This window comes from Clostridium sp. AF21-20LB (assembly GCF_003478795.1).
Lineage (GTDB): Bacteria > Bacillota > Clostridia > Lachnospirales > Lachnospiraceae > Otoolea > Otoolea fessa.
The window spans coordinates 86,239-106,433 of the sequence record NZ_QUGD01000001.1 but is presented as its reverse complement, the minus strand read 5'-3'; the positions used below and the strand labels follow the sequence as shown (position 1 = coordinate 106,433).

The 20,195-nt window shown below is 50.6% G+C and carries 15 protein-coding genes and 7 pseudogenes; 16 read left to right on the top strand and 6 right to left on the bottom strand.

Going from position 1 to position 20,195, the window contains the following annotated elements:
- The first annotated feature begins 158 nt into the window (after positions 1 to 158).
- The 12 genes and pseudogenes from DWX76_RS14700 to DWX76_RS00480 form a co-directional block, all read left to right on the top strand.
- Positions 159 to 2,671: pseudogene (locus DWX76_RS14700) on the top strand (ribonucleoside-diphosphate reductase subunit alpha).
- Between the two features lie 10 nt (positions 2,672 to 2,681).
- The gene (locus tag DWX76_RS00550) at positions 2,682 to 3,725 is read left to right on the top strand and encodes a ribonucleotide-diphosphate reductase subunit beta (protein ID WP_118569948.1); all 1,044 of its coding nucleotides are present in this window, start codon (positions 2,682 to 2,684) and stop codon (positions 3,723 to 3,725) included.
- A 37-nt stretch (positions 3,726 to 3,762) separates the two neighbouring features.
- Positions 3,763 to 4,943, top strand: a pseudogene (locus DWX76_RS00545) (MBL fold metallo-hydrolase).
- Positions 4,944 to 5,104: 161 nt separating this feature from the next.
- Positions 5,105 to 5,427: pseudogene (locus DWX76_RS14695) on the top strand (thioredoxin domain-containing protein).
- A 14-nt stretch (positions 5,428 to 5,441) separates the two neighbouring features.
- Positions 5,442 to 6,371 carry a thioredoxin-disulfide reductase gene (trxB, locus tag DWX76_RS00535; RefSeq protein WP_117796825.1) on the top strand — a complete coding sequence of 310 codons (930 nt, stop codon included), beginning with the start codon at positions 5,442 to 5,444 and terminating at the stop codon, positions 6,369 to 6,371.
- A gap of 294 nt (positions 6,372 to 6,665) precedes the next feature.
- A complete protein-coding gene (locus DWX76_RS14140; RefSeq protein WP_233430214.1) occupies positions 6,666 to 6,827 on the top strand; it encodes a hypothetical protein in 162 nt (53 codons plus the stop codon).
- A 775-nt stretch (positions 6,828 to 7,602) separates the two neighbouring features.
- Positions 7,603 to 8,025, top strand: a complete 423-nt coding sequence (locus DWX76_RS00520) for a type II toxin-antitoxin system PemK/MazF family toxin (protein WP_118569947.1) — start codon at positions 7,603 to 7,605, stop codon at positions 8,023 to 8,025.
- Positions 8,018 to 8,248, top strand: coding sequence for a hypothetical protein (locus DWX76_RS00515; protein ID WP_002576363.1), 231 nt, complete (start codon positions 8,018 to 8,020; stop codon positions 8,246 to 8,248). Before DWX76_RS00520 ends, DWX76_RS00515 begins: the two co-directional genes overlap by 8 nt.
- A gap of 71 nt (positions 8,249 to 8,319) precedes the next feature.
- Positions 8,320 to 9,528 carry a tyrosine-type recombinase/integrase gene (locus DWX76_RS00510; RefSeq protein ID WP_118569946.1) on the top strand — a complete coding sequence of 403 codons (1,209 nt, stop codon included), beginning with the start codon at positions 8,320 to 8,322 and terminating at the stop codon, positions 9,526 to 9,528.
- Positions 9,529 to 9,675: 147 nt separating this feature from the next.
- A complete protein-coding gene (locus DWX76_RS00500) occupies positions 9,676 to 10,887 on the top strand; it encodes a tyrosine-type recombinase/integrase (RefSeq protein WP_118471500.1) in 1,212 nt (403 codons plus the stop codon).
- Positions 10,888 to 11,520: 633 nt separating this feature from the next.
- Positions 11,521 to 11,814: pseudogene (locus DWX76_RS00485) on the top strand (AAA family ATPase); the annotation flags it as partial.
- Positions 11,808 to 11,969 (top strand): annotated as a pseudogene (locus DWX76_RS00480) (CD1845 family protein); the annotation flags it as partial. The pseudogenes DWX76_RS00485 and DWX76_RS00480, both read left to right, overlap by 7 nt.
- A gap of 72 nt (positions 11,970 to 12,041) precedes the next feature.
- Here the strand turns inward: DWX76_RS00480 and DWX76_RS00475 are convergent.
- Positions 12,042 to 12,905 (bottom strand): annotated as a pseudogene (locus tag DWX76_RS00475) (ATP-binding protein); the annotation flags it as partial.
- A gap of 388 nt (positions 12,906 to 13,293) precedes the next feature.
- Here DWX76_RS00475 and DWX76_RS00470 point away from each other — a divergent pair.
- Positions 13,294 to 14,535, top strand: coding sequence for a hemolysin family protein (locus tag DWX76_RS00470; protein ID WP_412693942.1), 1,242 nt, complete (start codon positions 13,294 to 13,296; stop codon positions 14,533 to 14,535).
- A gap of 284 nt (positions 14,536 to 14,819) precedes the next feature.
- Complete coding sequence (locus tag DWX76_RS00465; RefSeq protein WP_233430213.1) at positions 14,820 to 14,957, top strand: hypothetical protein; 138 nt, start codon at positions 14,820 to 14,822, stop codon at positions 14,955 to 14,957.
- Positions 14,958 to 15,293: 336 nt separating this feature from the next.
- Here the strand turns inward: DWX76_RS00465 and DWX76_RS00455 are convergent.
- The 4 genes and pseudogenes from DWX76_RS00455 to DWX76_RS13870 all read right to left on the bottom strand — a co-directional run.
- Positions 15,294 to 15,524, bottom strand: a pseudogene (locus DWX76_RS00455) (peptide-methionine (R)-S-oxide reductase); the annotation flags it as partial.
- A gap of 101 nt (positions 15,525 to 15,625) precedes the next feature.
- A complete protein-coding gene (locus DWX76_RS00450; protein WP_182429709.1) occupies positions 15,626 to 16,576 on the bottom strand; it encodes a TlpA disulfide reductase family protein in 951 nt (316 codons plus the stop codon).
- An 11-nt stretch (positions 16,577 to 16,587) separates the two neighbouring features.
- Positions 16,588 to 17,481, bottom strand: coding sequence for a 4Fe-4S binding protein (locus DWX76_RS00445; protein WP_182426669.1), 894 nt, complete (start codon positions 17,479 to 17,481; stop codon positions 16,588 to 16,590).
- 25 nt (positions 17,482 to 17,506) lie between these two features.
- A complete protein-coding gene (locus tag DWX76_RS13870; protein WP_182426666.1) occupies positions 17,507 to 17,653 on the bottom strand; it encodes a CD1871A family CXXC motif-containing protein in 147 nt (48 codons plus the stop codon).
- Positions 17,654 to 17,800: 147 nt separating this feature from the next.
- Between DWX76_RS13870 and DWX76_RS00440 the strand changes: the two genes are divergently transcribed.
- Complete coding sequence (locus DWX76_RS00440; protein WP_118469106.1) at positions 17,801 to 18,478, top strand: response regulator transcription factor; 678 nt, start codon at positions 17,801 to 17,803, stop codon at positions 18,476 to 18,478.
- Positions 18,475 to 19,626 (top strand): sensor histidine kinase, encoded by a 1,152-nt coding sequence (locus DWX76_RS00435; RefSeq protein ID WP_118469108.1) that lies wholly within the window; start codon positions 18,475 to 18,477, stop codon positions 19,624 to 19,626. Before DWX76_RS00440 ends, DWX76_RS00435 begins: the two co-directional genes overlap by 4 nt.
- Here the strand turns inward: DWX76_RS00435 and DWX76_RS00430 are convergent.
- Complete coding sequence (locus tag DWX76_RS00430) at positions 19,612 to 19,902, bottom strand: hypothetical protein (protein ID WP_182429706.1); 291 nt, start codon at positions 19,900 to 19,902, stop codon at positions 19,612 to 19,614. The genes DWX76_RS00435 and DWX76_RS00430 overlap by 15 nt on opposite strands.
- Between the last annotated feature and the right edge of the window lie 293 nt (positions 19,903 to 20,195).

Sequence of the window (20,195 nt, the reverse complement as noted above, 5' to 3'; positions counted from 1 at the left end):
AAAGCCAAAACCAAGACAACAGACAACAAACAGCCCCGCCGTGTCGGCTGCAGAAAAACCGGCTTTCAAAAATAGAGCGGGCAAGCGTGATACTGCGCTTGCCCGCTCTTTGCCCAAAAAGGACATGAAAAGTGACCGGAGAAGATGAGAGGATCGAAATGGAGATCAGAAAACGAAACGGGAAGTCTGTTCCTTTTCAACAGGAGAAAATTTTCAACGCCATGAAAAAAGCGTTTGATGGACAGGGAAGGGAGATTGGGGGCGGAGAACTGGAGGAGATCCTCGCCGCCGTTCTCAACAATCTCTCCGTCACAGTACCGCTCACCGTGGAACGTGTGCAGGACGAGGTGGAGCGGACGCTCATGGAGCGCGGACACTATGAGGTGGCCAAGGCGTACATCCTCTATCGCGAAAAGCGGTCTGCGCTGCGCCGCGTCCGGCATACCATCGCGCAGACGGTGGGGGATAACTCGCTTGACGAGGTGCTGCGCCGTATCCAGATGGATTTTACCGAGGAAATCTACTCCCTCGCGGCGCTTCAAATGAAGTTTGAGAGCTTCTGTCGCCCGGGCATGACGGAGGATGAGAGGGCTGAGGCACTGACCAAGGCAGCGGTAGAGCTGACTACGGCAGAGGCACCCAAGTGGGAGTTCATCGCGGCGCGGCTTCTGAACCACTCCTTTCGCTGTCGCAACGCACAGGAATGGGAGGGGCGCGGCGTCGGCGACCTCTATGGCAGGCTTCGCTATCTGACGGATAAGGGACTCTACGGTGACTATATTCTTGCCCACTATACCCACGAGGAGATCGCTATGGCGGAGGACTTTCTCTGCCCGGAACGGGACGAGTTGTTCACCTACTCCGGCCTTGACCTGCTGCTCAAACGCTATGTGATCCAGTCACGCAGCCGCGTGCCGCTGGAAACACCGCAGGAGATGTTTTTGGGTATCGCGCTGCATCTTGCTATGAACGAAGGCTCTGACCGCATGGGTGGGTAAAACGCTTTTACGATATGCTCAGCCGTATGGAGGTCACGATGGCGACACCTACCATGTCCAACGCACGAAAGCCCTACCATCAGCTTTCAAGCTGCTTTGTGGACACTGTGCCGGACAGTCTGGACGGCATCTACCGCTCGCTGGACAACTTCGCAAAGGTCTCTAAATTTGGCGGTGGAATGGGGATGTACTTCGGTAAGGTGCGCGCTGCAGGCAGCACCATCCGCGGCTTTCAAGGGGCGGCGGGCGGTGTTATCCGCTGGATCCGGTTGGTCAACGACACCGCCGTGGCGGTGGATCAGTTGGGGATGCGGCAGGGCGCTGCGGCGGTTTACTTAGACGCATGGCACCGGGATCTGCCTGAATTCCTTCAACTGCGCACCAACAACGGCGACGACCGCATGAAGGCGCATGATGTGTTTCCCGCCGTGTGCTATCCGGATCTCTTCTGGCGACTGGCGGAGGAGAACATAGACGCGCCGTGGCATCTCATGTGTCCGCATGAGATCCTCACGGTCAAGGGCTACGCACTGGAGGATTACTGGGGTACGGAATGGGAGAAGCGGTATCTGACTGCGTCAATGACCCGCGCATCGAAAAGCGCAGCGTCACCGTCAAGGACATCGTGCGGCTGGTGCTTCGCTCGGCAGTGGAGACCGGCACGCCCTTCGCCTTCAACCGCGACAGCGTAAATCGTATGAACCAAACGGCCACACGGGAATGATCTATTGCTCCAATCTCTGCACGGAGATCGCACAGAACATGGCGCCCATCGAGCATATCAGCACTGAGGTGCACACGGAGAACGGCGACACAGTGGTGGTGACGGCCACACTCCCCGGTGAGTTTGTGGTCTGCAACCTGGCGAGTCTGTCTCTCGGTAATCTGGCGGTGGAGGACGAGGCTATATGGAACGCACGGTGGAAACGGCCATCCGCGCACTGGATAATGTGATCGACCTCAACTTCTACCCGTTGGAATACGCGCGGCTTACCAATCAGAAGTACCGCAGCATCGGCCTGGGCGTCAGCGGCTACCACCACATGCTGGCAAAGCGCGGCATCCGATGGGAGAGCGATGAGCACCTTGCCTTCACCGATGCGGTATTCGAGCATATCAACTACGCCGCCGTCAAGGCGGACACAGCACTGGCACGGGAAAAGGGCCGCTATGCGCTCTTTGAGGGCAGCGACTGGCAGACAGGCGCGTATTTTGAAAAGCGAGGTTATACCTCAGAAAAGTGGCGGGCGCTTGCGGAAACGGTGGCGGTGCAGGGAATGCGCAACGCCTATCTGCTGGCTGTCGCACCCACTTCCAGCACATCCATCCTCTCCGGCACGTCGGCGGGCATCGATCCAATTATGAAGAGATTCTTTTTAGAGGAAAAAAAGGGCAGCATGCTGCCCCGCGTTGCTCCGGAGCTTTCTATGGATACATGGTGGTACTATAAGGCGGCGCATCTGATCGACCAAAGCTGGTCGGTACGCGCCGCGGGCTTTCGCCAGAGACATATTGACCAGGCGCAGAGCATGAATCTCTATATCACCAACGACTATTCCATGCGTCAGGTGCTCAGACTGTATTTGGAGGCGTGGAGGGCCGGCGTCAAGACCATTTATTATGTCCGCAGCAAGGCCCTTGAGGTCGAGGCCTGTGAAAGCTGCTCGTCATAAGGAGGATAGCATGATGGAACTGAAGAAAAAGCCCCTCTTTAACCCGGAGGGCGACCTTGATGTGCGCCTGCGGCGCATGATCGGCGGCAATACCACCAACCTCAACGACTTCAACAATATGAAGTACGCTTGGGTCAGCGACTGGTACCGGCAGGCCATGAACAACTTTTGGATCCCTGAGGAGATCAATCTCTCGCAGGATGTGAAGGACTATCCCCGCCTGCTGTCAGCCGAGCGCAGCGCCTACGATAAAATTCTGAGTTTTCTTGTCTTTTTGGATTCCATTCAGACAGCGAACCTGCCTAATATCGGCACCTACATTACAGCCAACGAGGTCAATCTCTGCCTGTCCATTCAGGCGTTTCAGGAGTGTGTCCACTCACAGAGCTACAGCTATATGCTCGACACCATCTGTTCCCCCGTGGAGCGCAATGACATCCTCTACCAATGGAAAACGGACGAGCATCTGCTGCGCCGCAACACCTTCATTGGGGACTGCTACAACGAGTTTCAGGAGCGGAAGGACGCTCCCACGCTGCTGCGCGTGATGATGGCGAACTATATTTTGGAGGGCATCTATTTTTACAGCGGCTTTATGTTCTTCTACAATCTCTCCCGAAACGGGAAGATGCCCGGCTCGGCGCAGGAGATCCGCTATATAAACCGCGACGAGAATACGCACTTGTGGCTGTTCCGCAATATCATCACGGAGCTGCAAAAGGAGCAGCCGGAGTTGTTCACCGCCGAGAGCGTACAAGCGCTGCGCGAGATGATGCGTGAGGGCGTGGAGCAGGAGATCGCATGGGGGCATTATGTGATCGGCGACGACATCCCGGGGTTGAACCGGCAGATGATTAGCGATTACATCCGCTATCTCGGGAATCTTCGCTGGACGAGCCTTGGCTATCCGGCATTGTATCCGGGCTTTGAGAGCGAACCGGAGAGCATGGAATGGGTCAGCCAGTACGCTGACGCCAATATGGTCAAGACCGATTTCTTTGAGGCACGCAGTACCGCCTACGCCAAGAGCACCGCACTGATAGACGATTTATAAGAAAACCAAAGACATCAGAATAGGAGGTATTTTTTATATGGATATCCGAACGGTAACAGATGCCATCCGCTATGTAGGGGTGGATGATAACACATTGGCACTCTTTGAAAACCAGTACCCCGTCCAGCCTATGGGAGTGAGCTACAACTCCTATGTCATTCTGGACGAGAAAATCGCCGTGATGGACAGCGTGGACGCACGGGCGGCGGTGGAATGGCTTTCCAATGTAGCGCAGGTGTTGGGGGGGCGCAACCCCGATTATCTTGTGGTCACACACATGGAGCCGGATCATTCCGGCAGCCTCATGCGGATAGCGCAAGAGTACCCGGAGATGAAGATCGTGGGAAACGCGAAAACATTTACCCTGATCAAGCAGTTCTTTGGCACGGGTGCATTGTCGGAAGACCGTATGCTGGAGGTTGGCGAGGGCAGCACGATCTCTCTGGGCTCACACCGGCTGCGCTTCCTGCTGGCACCGATGGTACACTGGCCGGAGGTGATGACGGCGTATGAGGAAACGGAAAAAATCCTGTTCTCGGCGGATGCTTCGGACGCTTTGGCTCACTGGAACGGACTGCCCGTGCCCCCTGGGTGCCGCAGGCCCGACGGTATTATTACAATATTATCGGGAAATATGGCGCACAGGTGCAGGCTCTGCTGAAAAAGACCTCCGCGCTGGAGATCCAAACGATCTGCCCGCTCCATGGTCCCGTGCTTACAGAAGGGCTGGAGGAGTGTCTGCGGCTCTATGATCTCTGGTCACAATGGGAACCTGAAGAATCGGAGAGCATACTGATTGCCCACGCATCCATCCATGGAAATACTGCCCATGCGGCGAAGACCCTCAAGGGTAAATTAGAGAAAAAAGGCGTGCAGGTCAGCATATGTGATCTCACTGTGACAGATCTTTCCTACGCTGTTGCCAGTGCGTTCTACTGCGGGAAATTGGTATTGGCCTGCTCCACTTATGACGGAGGACTGTTCCCGCCCATGAAGGCCTTTTTGGATCATTTACAGACAAAGGGATTCCGAAACCGCCGGATCGGCCTCATGGAAAACGGCTCATGGGCCCCTGCTGCCGCGCGGCTGATGCGCGCCGAGTTGGAAAAGATGAAGGAACTCCGACTGTGTGAAACGGAGGTATCGCTGCGCGGCGCACTGAACCAAACCAGCGAAGCGCAGATGGACGCTCTTGTGGCGGAGCTCTGCGCGGAATAAGCTGCAACAAACCGCAGCTATTCTCGTACAGATGATGGTCTTACTCATCTGCTTTATGTCCCAAGGGCAGAGTACCGTCATCTCAGGTTGAGGTCACGATGTGGTGTGGGGCGAGAACGGAGTCTTGAGAATACCCAAACAAAAGAAAGGAGCTGACAGATATGGCAGCTATGAATATGAATCAGGAGCAGTTTGAGCAGGCGACCCGGGGCGAAAAGCCCGTTTTGGTGGATTTCTGGGCGCCTGGTGCGGCTATTGCCGGAGGATCGGCCCTGCGTATGAGAAGATTGGAGAGGAATACGCGGACAGCCTCGTTGTCAGCAAGATCAATATTGACGAGGAGCCGCGGCTGGCGGGGGCCGAGGGGATCGAGGTCATCCCAACTCTGGTGCTGTACCGGAACGGAAAGGCCGTGGATTCCATCACCGCGCCCGGCTCAAAGGCAGAGATCGACCGCTTCATTCAGGAAGCCTTGGCGAAATAACGGAGGATTCAGATATGAACAACAATCATGTTTATGATATGCTCGTGGTGGGCGGCGGCCCGGGCGGCTACACCGCCGCCCTGTACGCGGCCCGGGCGGGGCTGGACACCGTCGTGCTGGAAAAGCTGTCTGCTGGCGGGCAGATGGCCCTGACCGAGCAGATCGACAACTACCCCGGCTTTGAGAACGGGATCGACGGCTTCTCTCTGGCGGAGAAGATGCAAAAGCAGGCGGAGCGTTTTGGGGCACGCAGCGAATACGCGGAAGTTCTCCGCATGGATCTGACGGCGGTTCCCAAGCTCGTGGAGACCAGCGAGGGGATCTTCCGGGGAAAAACCGTGGTGCTGGCCACCGGCGCAGACCCCAGAACGCTGGGCGTTGCCGGAGAGACGGAGCTGTTGGGCCGGGGCGTGGCCTACTGCGCCGCCTGCGATGGGATGTTTTACAAGGACAAAACGGTGGTCGTGGTGGGCGGCGGCAATTCCGCCGCGGCAGATGCCCTCCTTCTCAGCCGCGTGGCGAAAAAGGTGATCCTCGTCCACCGCAGAGACACCCTGCGGGCCACCAAGATCTATCACGAGCCACTGGAACAGACCGAAAATGTGGAATTCCGCTGGAACAGCACCGTTTCCGCGCTGCTTTCCGGGGACAGGCTGACCGGCGTACGCCTGCGGGACACCGTCACCGGTGAGGAAAGCGTGGTGGACTGCGACGGCGTATTTGTCAGCGTGGGCCGACAGCCCGCCACGGCGCTGGCGGTGGGTCAACTGGCGCTGGACGGCGGCGGCTATATCGTGGCCGGAGAGACCACGGAAACCAGTATTCCCGGCGTTTACGCCGTGGGCGACGTGCGGACGAAGCCCCTCCGTCAGGTGGTCACCGCCGTGGCGGACGGCGCGGTGGCAGTCCACATGGCGGAGAAATATATCGCGGAAAACCGATAAGGAAGGTAGATTGAAAAAGCCATGTTTAAGGTCAGGCCGGATACGACCGCAGTGGGGATGCCGACATATCTGCAAGGAAAACTGCCAGAGTGATGGCAGATAAGATCACCCATGTAAGATCGGGAGATATGTTGTCTCTCCATATCCAGTCCACGCAACAGTGAGCAACTGAACACGAAACACAGCCACAGATGTACTCTGCGGCTGTGCTTTTATGCATAGTACTTACGGAAAGGATTCGATGAGCAGATTTCTGTGATACGGATTTTGGATTCTCGCAGAGAGGAATTTCGATTGAGTAAAGCATATGAGCAGAAAATTGACGTGGTAAATGTCATTACTGCTCCAGAAATTGAAATGCTGATTATTCATGCAGAAGGAGCATATGATCAGTTTAAGCGTTCTGGAAAAAAACAAGCGAATTTTGTAAAACAAATCTTCGGATGCATGATGTGAAGTCGTATGATTTTGTGAAGCAGTCTTTCAGTAATCCTCAGCTCTTGGTGAAAGCCATAAAAGAGTATCGCAGAACAGCAAATATCCCCAAAGGAGAATACAGCTTGTCTGATTTGCTGAGATGAGCGTTGCTTTTTTGATACATTAGCCGTGACTCAAATGGTCACCAGGAGATAAACGGGTACCAGTTTACAGAAAACAGAATAGAATCGTCTTCGATGCCTCGTTGGGAAACCAACGAGGCATTTTTTTTTGCCCCAATCCGACTGCATAGGACACTGAAAAAATCAAAACGAACCGTATGTAGTCCTGCAAGGACAACCAAAGTGCGCCTACGAGGCCAACGCGAAACCGGAGGATTCTTGTTAAACTTACTTTGTAAGGACGAAAGTCCGGATGTCCCTTGAAAACTGAATACTCATTCTTCAGGTACATTCCTGTTTGGTCGAGCCTTCGACTGCACGCCATGAATCCCATCGGGGCGATAGCGGTTTCGCAGAAGCAAATGCCGGATTGCAACCGGCGGCGGTGCTAAAGCCAGACAGGGACAATGATACTTCCGTAATTCGCGGTCCGGCCATAAGGAAGGCGGGATGGTTAAATTCCAATGGAGCAGTGAAGCACACTGCCGCCTGTGAGAAATCCTACATCTCTGGGGTGATAAGAAAAAGTACAGAGAAACCATATTTTCAGAAAGCACTGCTGGGTGCTGTATCAGCATGATACCTGGCAGGCTTTATCCATATCAGTGTATGGAGATTGGAGACAACAGAAAATGAAAGAAAACTGGGTTTATCGGCGAGGTGATTTATATCTCGCCAATCTCGGTGTTCCGGTTGGATCAAAGCAGGGCGGTGTTCGTCCTGTTGTGGTTCTTCAGAATGATGTCGGTAATTATTATGCGCCGACAATCACGATTGCTCCGCTGACATCAAAAATTGAGAAGAAGCGAAAGCAGACAACGCATTTCTTTCTCCGTAAAGCAAAGGGACTGGCAAAACCGTCTATGGTATTGGCGGAACAGCTCGACACCTGCGACAAGATATGCGTGATTCGCTATCTTGGGCGGGTAAGTAAGGGTCAGATGCGTGGGATTGACGAAGCTGTAAGGATTCAGCTTGGTTATTACATTCCGGAACAGGCAGAGAAAAAAAGACAGGGCAAATGCCGAAAGGAAGGCGAAGAAGGCGATGGATAAACTGATTACAAGGAAGGAAGCAGCCAGTATACTGGGAATCAGCGTAAAAACACTGGATGCTGCAAGAACAGACGGTTTGATCTCCTATGTTCAGTATGTGGAAAACGGCTGCGTTTATTTCACGGAAGTGGGGATTCAGGAGTACATTGCAAAATGTACGCACCGTGCAAAACCGATGGAACGTGCTGCGACATATCGCAAACCTCGAAGCTTTCGGCGGTAAAAATCGACATCGTTGAGTATGGACGATGAATCCGCAATAATGAAAGCAACAACAGGATTGGAGGTAATGATATGGCGGCAAGAAGAATGATGCTTCCCGATTATGGTACGGTGAGTATGAAGGGAACGCAGTATTATCGCACCCGTGTAACAGATCAGCAGGGGCGGCGGGTTTCCTTATATGCAAGAACGAGAGAGGAACTGTACCAGAAGGAACAGGAAGCGATCCAGCAGATTGAGAACAAGACGTATCGCCGCAGTACACCTACAGTGGAGGAGTATTGCGAGAAAAGGTTGCTGATGCAGTCAGCACAGATCAGGATGACAACGCTGATTGACTATACATCGAAAGTGAAGAACTACATCATTAAGCCATTGGGCGATATGCATATGGGAGATGTAACAGCAGATGACATTCGCCTGGCACTGCTGGCGGCATCAAAAAAGTCGGCATCCGTGTACAAATCGGTGAGCGTTATATATAAGTGTATTTTTACGGCAGCAATGGAGAGCAAGATCATTGATGAGAATCCGACCATCTATCTGAAGAAGAATGTGGGAGGAATTCCCCAGAAGGAACGCCTCCCGCTTACGGATGAGCAGGTGGATAAGCTGCTGGATGCCATTTACGGCTTGCCGCCGTATGTGTTTGTAATGCTGGGGCTGTACGCAGGATTGCGGAGAGAAGAAATCCTCGGACTTCAATGGGATTCGGTGTATCTTGATTGCGAGGCTCCGTACCTTACCGTTCGGAGAGCCTGGCATACGGAGCATAATCGTCCGGTGATTCTGACAGAGCTGAAAACAAAGGCAGCGCATCGGAATGTCCCTCTGCCGGACAATCTTCTGGAATGTCTGAAAGAGGCGAAGAATACATCGACATCGGATTATGTGGTTGCAAACCGGGATGGAGACCCGTTGTCCTATACGCAATTCAAGAGATTATGGCAGTATATCGTAACCCGTACCACCAAGGAACGCTGCTATTATCGCTATGAAGATGGCAAGAGGGTAAAGCATACGGTGAAGCCGGTTCTGGGGCAAAAGGCGGCACACAATGGAAATGTGGTTTACAGTCTGGACTTTGAGGTGACTCCGCATCAGCTGCGGCACACCTATATTACGAATCTGATTCATGCTTCGGTTGATCCGAAGACAGTTCAGTATCTTGCCGGTCATGAAAGCAGCAAGATCACCATGGATATTTACGCCAAGGTGAAATACAATCGCCCAGAGCAGCTCGCAGGAGTGCTGGAAGATGCTTTTGCATCGTGGGATTAAGAGTAAATCAGAAAAAACTTAGGGCAGGGATGGTCAAAAATCCCTGCCCTTTTTACATACATTCGACATCCTTGAAGGAAGTGGTGTACGCCATGATAATAAAAGTGACAACACGCAATATATGAAGATAGACGAGGAGGAGAACACATGGCTAAAGGAAAAAAGCGTCCTGCTGAACTTCCGGAATACGGAACAGTGATGATGAAAGGGGTACAGTATTATCGTACCCGAATTACAGATGCAGACGGAAAGAGAGTGGCAATCTATGGGCTGACACGCGAAGAATTGTATGACCGGGTGGAAGATGCCCAGAAGAAAATTGCAGAAGTGGTTTTCCACAGAGAGAATCCGACCGTGGAAGAGTACTGCGAAAAATGGCTGCTGATGCGGTCTGGAACGGTAAGAACCAATACGTTGGAGGGATACGAGCGGATGGTGAATCGGTACATCGTGGGTCCAATTGGACAGATGTATATGGATGAGGTGACCACAGATGACCTGCGGCTGCTGATGGTTCCGCTATCAAAAGGTTCTTCCGGAATGTATGGTCAGCTTAATATGCTGATTAAGAACATTTTTAATTCGGCAGAAGAGAGCAAGGTGATCAAAGAGAATCCATCCAAAACGATTTGCGCAAGAGGAGGAAAGCCTGCGAAACGGCGCGAAGCTTTGACGGATGAACAGACTGCCATTTTGCTGGATAGCATTCGTGAGCTACCACCGTATGTTTTCGTAATGATCGGCTTGTACGCGGGATTGCGTAGAGAAGAGATTCTTGGATTGAAATGGGACTGCGTATTCCTGGATGAAAAAACGCCGTACATTTCTGTAAGGCGTGCATGGCATGTGGAAGGCGGTGAGCCGGTGGTCAACACACTTTTGAAGACTCCGGCAGCGAAGCGAGATGTTCCGATTCCCAAATGCCTGGTAGCCTGTCTCAAGGAAGCAAGGGAAAAATCAGAATCGGAATATGTGATCTCCAATTCAAAGGGAACTGTTTTGACGGAAGCACAGTTTGTGAGGGTCTGGAAGTACATAACAGTCCGTTCCACCGCAGAACGCTGTTATTACACCTATGTAAATGGGCAGTCCATCAAGCATAGAATAAAGCCAAGGCTTGGTGAGCATCAGCCGAACAATCCCAAGCTGGTGTATACGATGGACTTCAAGGTGACTCCGCACATGCTGCGGCACACCTACATCACCAATCTGATTTACAAAGGTGTTGATCCAAAGACGGTGCAGTATTTGGCAGACCATGAGAACAGCAAAACGACTATGGACATCTATGCGAAAGGCAAGTATAATAAACCTGAGAAATTAAGCAGCGTTGTGAATGCTGCATTCGGGCTGCGTTAAACGGCACCAAAAATCTCGCGATTTCGTGGGTTTACCTATGGGTTTACTGAGAGAGGGAAGCCCGAAAAAACGCATGAATACTGGACTTTTGGGATCAAGGTCAGGTGAATACGGTCTCAAAGCAGCTCGTCGCGCTCCGCAGTTCAGCAAGCGATAATCGACTGCTCAGACTATATCAAAATGGTTCAAAAACCCCGGAAAATCAAGGTTTTCCGGGGTTTTCTTATACCTAAATGGGCTGATATAGTTTGACCAAATTTGGCAAAACGAGAGCCGTTTTCACCCAATTTTTAGTGGTTAAATATAGGACAACCGCCAAAAATGGGGTCAAAAAACGTCCTTAGTGGTTAAAAAAGTAGGACAACCAGAGAGCAATTTCGGGGGTATTTTTGAGGGCAATTTTGGCACTCTCAGACACCAAATTTTTCGCCGGAGAGTTTGGCATAATCTGACCAAATCTGAACAATTAAATACGATTCTAATGCAGGTACTCAGTAACAAATAACTGGGTGCTTTTTTCATTTCAGGGAAAAAGATTCCTGCATTAGAAAGGGTCGTCACTTTATGATTTTGAAGTGGCGGCTTTTTCTATTTCCAGAAGCAATAGCAACAATTAGAAATGAGGTGAAGTCAATGAACACGCAAATCATTGCCATTGCCAACCAGAAAGGTGGCGTTGGCAAGACAACGACCTGTGCCAACTTGGGAATCGGGCTGGCGCAGGCCGGAAAGAAAGTCCTGCTGATCGACGGGGACCCGCAAGGGAGCCTGACAATCAGCCTGGGCCATCCCCAGCCGGACAAGCTGCCCTTTACGCTGTCGGACGCTATGGGGCGTATCCTGATGGATGAGCCGCTTCGTCCCGGCGAGGGTATCCTGCACCACCCAGAGGGTGTAGACCTGATGCCTGCGGACATCCAGTTGGCGTGGCTGTGCTTATTACCTATTCCTCGCAGAATGGTGCGATTTTGCTGGTTATAGCTTTTTTGATTAGCCCGATGGGATTGCCGCTGGCGGCGATCTGGCTGTTGGGTAAGGCGCAGGATTTGAAATTTGCGATCCAGGATTGGATGTATGGGTAAATGATGTGAATATAATCTGGAATGAAAAGAAGCAGGACAATGGGAGATGAGACCCAATGCCCTGCTTCTGGGTTATTTGGAATGAACGGTAGTGTATTTCTGGTTTTTGCTTTTGGGTTTGTCTGGAAACATCATTTCAAGTTTACCAGAAGATAATAAAGGCTTGAGGTAATATTTGCTGAAGTGAGAACGGCTGGAAACATCAATATATGCTTGCATTTCATCTCGACTTTTAGGATCTGCACAAAATTCCAATAGCAAGTTTTGCTTGCTGATCACAGATGTATCATGTGCGCCATCATGTGCGGCATCATGTACGGAAGCACCGCACATGTTGTAGTTTACATTTTTCAAGATGACTCTGAAATCTGTCGCTGTTGAGAAAAATTCGGGCTTATATGCCTCTGTGTATCCAGGCAGCTTTTCGGTTTCACTGACGATTTTGCGTATGCCACTTCCACGGCGTTCCATATACTTCATGCGGTGGAACAGGTCAGCAATCACAGGGTTTCGTCGCATGGAACGGATACTGTAAATATCGTATTCCTGAATTGAGCCGCCGCCAAACATACCGCCCGGAGATGTGATTTCCACCCGATCATCAAACATATCAATATGGATTTCGCTGCCAAGCACAATATAATCACGATGGATAAGCGCATTAACAAGAGCCTCTGTCACAGCTCGTTCAGCATAATCCGTCTTGTCTACACGATACTGTGCCTTTTTGACAAAACGGACTTTGGAATTATTGCGAATAAATTCACTGCCGCTGTTCAGTAAATAAATCAAATTTCCCTCGTATTCTTTATCGTCCAGCGCATCATCAAAGATAGAGCCTTTTTCCAAGCCATTCCACCGGATACAGAACATACGGGAGTTATAAACCGTGAGCTGATCGGTCATGAGTTTTCCGGCATTGGTCAGGAGTCCATCAATAAGGAAGATGATATGGTGGAAAGCAAGTCTGAAAATGGCTTGCTTTTTACTTTAAAATGATGTTAAGTGATGATAAAGAAAATTGAATTTCACAAAGAAAATAAAAATAATCGGATTTTATGTTTTACATAAATTTAACACACTTTTGCTTTTTTCGAATTGATTATGTTAGGTCTTTTTGTTATACTGTACTACAATACTATTTGAGAGGAGGAATATTTAACATGGACGAAAGTGATAATGATTCTGAAGCGAACCAATTCAATAGAATTTTTATTTATATATCGCAAGGCATGGACTATGTATTCGGAACATAGACCATGTCTTTTGTTGCTTTTAAGTAAGTGTGATATTTAGATAATTTTATTGTAGAAAGGTTTTATTTATGAGTACATCAATTTTTATTCTTTTAGTAGTGCAGATTATTTTAATTATATTAAACGCGATTTTTGCGAGTGCAGAGATCGCTGTTTTATCAATGAATGAAACAAAGCTAGAACGAATGGCAGAACAAGGTAATGGTCGGGCAAAGAGATTAGTACGATTAACGCAAGAGCCGGCACGATTTCTTGCGACAATTCAGGTTGCAATCACATTGTCGGGATTTTTAGGAAGTGCTTTTGCAGCAGATAATTTCTCAGAACCTTTAGTTGATTGGGTTGTTGGGATGGGTGTGAATATTCCACGTTCTACTTTAGATACCATAGCTGTTATATTGATTACATTGATTTTATCATATTTCACGTTGGTTTTTGGCGAATTAGTTCCAAAGAGAATCGCAATGAAAAAATCTGAAGAACTGGCAATGGGGATTTCAGGATTGGTTACGGGAATCTCTATCCTATTTAAGCCAATCGTTTCATTTCTTTCAATATCAACAAATATTGTCTTGAGGATTTGTGGTATTGATCCAAATGAAGCGGAAGATCAAGTAGGTGAAGAAGAAATACGTATGCTTGTTGATGCGGGAAGTGAAAAAGGAACAATAGATCATCAAGAAAAAGAGTTTATTCAAAATGTTTTTGAATTTAATGATATTATGGCTGGTACGATTGCTACACATCGAACAGATGTGACAATATTATGGATGTCTGATGATGTGAAGGAGTGGGATGAAACGATCCACAATACACGACATACCCTTTATCCCGTCTGTGGAGATTCGATAGATCATGTTATTGGTATTTTAAATGCAAAAGACTATTTTAGATTAAAAGAAAAAAGTAAGGATATGGTTATAGATTCTGCAATTTCTGCACCATACTTTGTTATGGAAACTACAAAAGCAGATGTGCTTTTTAAAAATATGAAACAATCGAAGCAATCTATGGCGATTGTATTAGATGAGCATGGTGGAGTGGTTGGAATAGTAACTCTTTTTGATTTATTAGAAGAAATTGTTGGCGATTTAAACGATATTGAACCAATATCGTCGGAAGAAGAAACTGTTATTATAAGAATAAGCGATAACAAGTGGGAAGTGAAAGGAAATATACGATTAAGTGATATTGAAGACGCTATAGGTGTTACATTTACAGCAGAAGATTGTGACACATTTACTGGATTTGTATTTCAAAAATTTGGTATGGTACCAAAGGATGGGGATACAAAAATAGAATTAGAATAGAAATATGCATATAATCATTGACAAAATAAAAGAACATCAAGTTGAACATGCAATTATAGAAATTTTAGAATAAAATTTTGAAATGCATTTGAAAATTATTTTAGAAACAAGGGGATATATCAGAAGAGTACATATACATTTTCAAATACAACAGGGATAGAATGATGTTGCGATAAAAAAGAGGGAGACACACATTTGTTTAATCCATGAAGTCCAATTTTGCCGTTGACGGACGAACACATGCAGAGTACCGCAAGACCAAATCGGAAATGCAGGATTGGCTTGTGGCGCAGAAGATTATGCAGGAAAACCTGAAAGAGGACGAGCAGAAAAAGAGCAGCTGCATGAGCAGGAAGTGCGGCAGGAAGAAGAAAATAGACAAAGCAGTCGATGATGGAATGTCCGGTGCAGTGTGGGTGTAATGCTCATGCTGCACCGGGCTTTTTTCTTTGAAAATGATTTTTTATAATGTTGATCTTTGACTGCTCTTAACTCAAATATTGTATCTTAACTCAAAAAAAGTTATAATACAGAAAAAGAGTTAAGAATGCAGGTGATGACATGGAATATCTCGATAAAGTTCTTGGAGTCAAGGTTACCTATGAGGACGTAGAGTTTAAGCACGGAGTGACTGTCTTGGATGCGGCATATTTGATTCCATTTAAGGCAAAAGCATGGATGGATTTGACAGATCGTAAGGCCGCAGGAGAACATGTTGATAGCAAAAATATTAAGAAACATAACAGTATTTTGCAAACTCATTCCTCGAACAGATACAGAAGATATCCGTAACCCTCTGCTTTCATCTTTGCGTAAGGCACAAAGCGCAGGACCGCACTGTTGATGAAGTAGCGCACGCCATTGGGGGACTCCGGCTCGCCAGTGAACACATGACCAAGGTGAGAATCTCCGGCACGGCTTCTGACCTCTGTACGGCGCATGCCGTGGCTCAGGTCCTCCAGTTCCACCACGGCAGGCTCTTCAATGGGCTTTGTGAAAGCCGCTCAGCAGCAGTACCGCGGTGAGCAGAAGCGGCAATACTCTCCGATACATGGTGTATCCCTCCTTTCGGAGAAGATAAATTCGTTTGTCAGCCCATATCGGCGGCAAGAGCCTGGTCGATGAGCTTTTGCAGAGTCTCCGCCTGCTTCTTTTCCGTGATGGCGCCTACGATGGGTTCACCCACGATATTGCCGCTGCGGTCGACCACATAGGTGGTGGGATAGGCAAAGATGTTGGTGGTAAACTTTCCCGCCTCACCGTCGGAGTCAAAATACACATTCTGATAGGTGGCGCCCTTCTTGGCAAGCACATCCTTCGCCTCGGAAATTGCCGTTTCGTCGCCGTCCAGCGTGAAGGTGTTGACGCCGATGAGGGAGCCGCCCTTCTCCGCCAGTTCCTTGTTCAGCGCATCCAGCTCGGAAAGCTCGCCTACGCAGGGATTGCAGGTGGTGAACCAGAAATTCACCACGGTGACGGCGTTGGCGGAGAACAGCTCGTCGCTCTTCACCGTGTTGCCATCCAGGTCCTTGCCCTCAAAGACGGGGAATTTCTGCATACTGCCGTCATCAGGCGGCGTGGTCATGTCGCTGCCCGCGGGCACGCTCATAGCGCCATCCGTAGATTGCTGTGCCGCCTCGGGGTACTTTTTCTCTATCATGGTCAGCTTGTTTTCAATCTCGCGGATCTTCTCTGCCGCCTCCTTGAGCAGCTTCAGCTCATCCTCCGTAAACTGATCTTTGGAATCTTCGATGGTGTCCAACAAGAACTCACCATAGTTTTTGCCGTCCTCCTGCATGGTCATGCCCTTGTCGGCCGCTATGAAAACTTTTTCCCAAAGCGCTGTGTTCTCCGAGAGAATGGCATTTTCCTGCGCCATTAGCTCCTTGTGCATGGTAACCGCTTCCTCGGCATTCTTCGGTTCGCTACTCATTCCGTCCATTTTGTCTCCGCCCTTTGTGCCGCAGGCTGCCAGAGAGAGCACCATCAGTGCAGTAAGCAGCAGCGCCAGAATTCTGCCGGCAGTATTCGTCCTATTCATCTTCATTCGTTTTATTCCTCCCTGTTAGTGTTGTTTGTCTGTAGTGTTTCCGCTGCTTTTGCCTTATCTTTACCGTCTCCGAAGCCGTAGCGGAAGCACACGGCTTTCGTCGGACAGGCGCGGATGCACATTCCGCAGCGGATGCACTCGGTATGGTTGGGCGTTTTCGTCACATCCACATCCATCTTGCAGGCTCTGGCGCATTTCCCGCAGGAAACGCACTTATTCTTATCCACCTTCATCTGGAAGAGGGACACCCGGTTGAACAGCGCGTAGAACGCGCCCAGCGGGCAGAGCCACTTGCAGAACGGTCGGTAGAACAGTACGCTCAGCGCAATCACCGACAGCAGGATGCTGAATTTCCATGTAAACAGCTTGCCCAGCGCCGCCCGGATGCCGGAATTGGCAAGGGACAGCGGGATGGCTCCCTCCAGCACGCCTTGGGGGCAGAGGTATTTGCAGAAGAACGGATCTCCCATGCCAACATCGTTCACAAGGAACGCCGGTAGCAGGAAAACCATCACCAGCAGGACAGCGTATTTCAGGTATGTCAGCGGCTTCAGCCTCTTTGTGGAAAGCTTCTTAGTGGGGATTTTGTGCAGCAGCTCCTGAAACCAGCCGAAGGGGCATAGAAAGCCGCAGATAAAGCGCCCCAGCAGCACGCCCAGCAGAATGAGGAAGCCTATGATATAGTAGGAGAAGCTGAACTTGGAAGACCCCACCACCGCCTGAAACGCACCAATGGGGCAGGCCCCAGACGCCGACGGACAGGAGTAGCAGTTCAGCCCCGGCACGCAGACGGTCTTCCCCGCCCCCTGATACAGTCCGCCCTTGAGAAAGTTCGGCAGATGCAGGTTGGTCAGCAGCGTCGCCCCCGCCTGAATCCAGCCCCGGAAGCGGGACATTGTCTGTGAAACGCCTGAAAACTTTTTACCCAATGCCCACACACTCCAGACATAATTTGATTGCTTTGCTCAGCACTGTCGCCGCCTCGCCCCGCCAGACACCGAAGCACAGCATGGCGGCTCCGGCCATCAGCAGCGCGATCTGCGCCGCTGCCTTTTTCTCGCAACTCATTTTTCATCACCCTTTCCGATTTTCTGTCCCCATCATAGCGCGGGAGAGTTAAAGTCTCTGTTAAGAACGAAAACTTAACACAAACCTTATCTGTTTTTGCTATAATGAAAGCAACACAAAAACGAAGAAATAAAAAGGAGGGCTCTCATGCACCTTTTAGTAATTGAAGATGAACGCGCCCTGTGCGAGACCATCGTCCGCAGCCTGCGGCGGCTGGCCTACAGCGTGGACTACTGCTATGACGGGGAAAAAGCGCTGGCGCTTCTGGGCGTGGAACGATACGATCTGGTGCTTCTTGATCTGAATCTGCCGAAAAAGGACGGCATGACGGTGCTGCGCACCCTGCGGCAGACCGACCGGGAGACGCGGGTGCTGATCCTCTCCGCCCGCAGCGAAGTGGAGGACAAGGTGCAGGGGCTAGATGCCGGGGCGAACGACTATCTGGCGAAGCCCTTCCACTTGGCGGAGCTGGAGGCCCGCATCCGCAGCCTGACATTGCGGCAGTTTACCCAGCAGGATGTGCTGCTAAGCTGCGGAGACCTGACCTTTGACACCCGCTCCCGTACCGCCACCGTCAACGGGCAGACGCTGACGCTCACCCGGAAGGAAACAGGAATCCTGGAATACCTGATGGTGCATCAAGGAAGGCCAGTAAGTCAGGAGGAGCTGATGGATCACGTTTGGGACAATAGCGTGGACAGCTTCAGCAATTCCATTCGCGTCCACATCTCCGCCCTGCGCAAAAAGCTCCGCACCGTGCTGGGCTATGACCCCATCCGCAACCGCATCGGCGAGGGCTATCTGATGGGAGGTGAGGAGGAATGAAGCGGCTTTCCCTGCAGTGGCGCATCACGTTGATGTCCGTCCTGCTCATCGGTGTCACCTGCGTGGCCATGAATCTGCTGCTGTGCTCCTCCGGTGTGTATTATATGGACACCATTGCGGACAACTTACAAGGCGGCGGCACGGTGATCCTGAATGATGGCGGAGCGGCGAGCTTTGACCCACAGCTCATAGCCCCTGACGAGGATCTGACGATCATTGTCGATGGGGTGCAGGGGCGCTTCCGCACCACCAACTGGTACATCACGGCGGCGATAACGCTGCTCAGCGGCATCCTCGCCTATTTCGTCAGCGGACGCGCTCTCAAGCCCCTGCGCAGCTTTACCTCGCAGGTGGAGCAGGTGCAGCTGAACAATCTTGCCGATATGAGGATCGATGAAGACGCTATTTCGGAGTTCCGGCAGCTGAGCCGCTCGTTCAACCAGATGCTGGAGCGGCTGAACAACGCCTTTTCCGCTCAGCGGCAGTTCACCGGCAACGCCGCCCACGAGCTGCGCACGCCACTGGCACTAATGCAGGCGCAGTTGGAGCTGTTTTCCGCGGAGCATCCTGATGTGCGACCGGAGACGGCGGAGTTCCTCACGCTTTTGCGTGAGCAGACGGAACGGCTGATACAGATGACCAGGACACTGCTGGAGATGAGCAATCTGCAGCAGGTGGCGCGGAACGAGCGGATCCAGCTCGCTCCCATGATCGAGGAGATCTTCACAGATCTTGCGCCGCTCTCAGATAAGCTCGGCGTCACGCTGACGGCGGAGGGCGACGGCATTATGACCGGTAGCGATGCACTGATTTACCGGCTGATCTTCAACCTGACGGAGAATGCTGTCAAGTACAACCGGCCGGGCGGCTCGGTACGGGTTTCTGTCACTCAGGAGTTGGAAAAGCTCCTGCTCCGCGTCTCCGACACCGGCTGCGGCATCCCGGAGGTGTATCAGCGCAGTATTTTCCAGCCCTTCTTCCGGGTGGACAAGTCTCGCAGCCGGGAATACGGTGGCGCAGGACTGGGGCTCTCACTGGTATGGGAGATCGCCGACCTCCACGGCGGCTCCGTTTGGGTGGAGAAAAGTTCGGAGAAGGGCACTACCATTGCGGTGGGGTTGCCAACGCAACAATCAACGAAGCCCTAAAACACTTTTATTCGTTTTTCGCTGCTTCGCTTGCCGCCCTGCGGCGTCCCTCTCCGTATTTTCACGCTCCAATTCCGCCGCACGGAGCTTGCTGTGGACAGACTTATAATCAGAAATTTTCTGTTTCAAACTGTCAATCTCAGCCTTGAGCTTTGCAATTAGTTTGTTTGCCGCATCCACCGCCTTTTGCAGTTTGGATTCCTTTTTCTCTGCTGTAACGTACTTCTTTGCCAGAGTGGAAAGTCGGTCAAAGTCCTCACGCTCCACGGCAACCATGCTCGTCCAGCGCGGGCTTGGAATCCCACTTTTTGCTCATGCTGATCTGCTGTATTTAAATAACCCTATTAACACAATTTTATTAGGCGCAGTATAACTGCTGACGGCGTAGAATCTTGGTGGCTAACTTGGTGGATACCTTGATGGGTGTCATCCTCTAAGTTATCATGGGTTTTGAAGAAGCATTTTATGGGAAAAAGAATCTGGATCCAAAGATGCGGGCATTGCTTAATTCACTGGCGAAAACAGATCATAGCTTGGCAAATAAAATAGAAGCTCCACATGCGATTTAA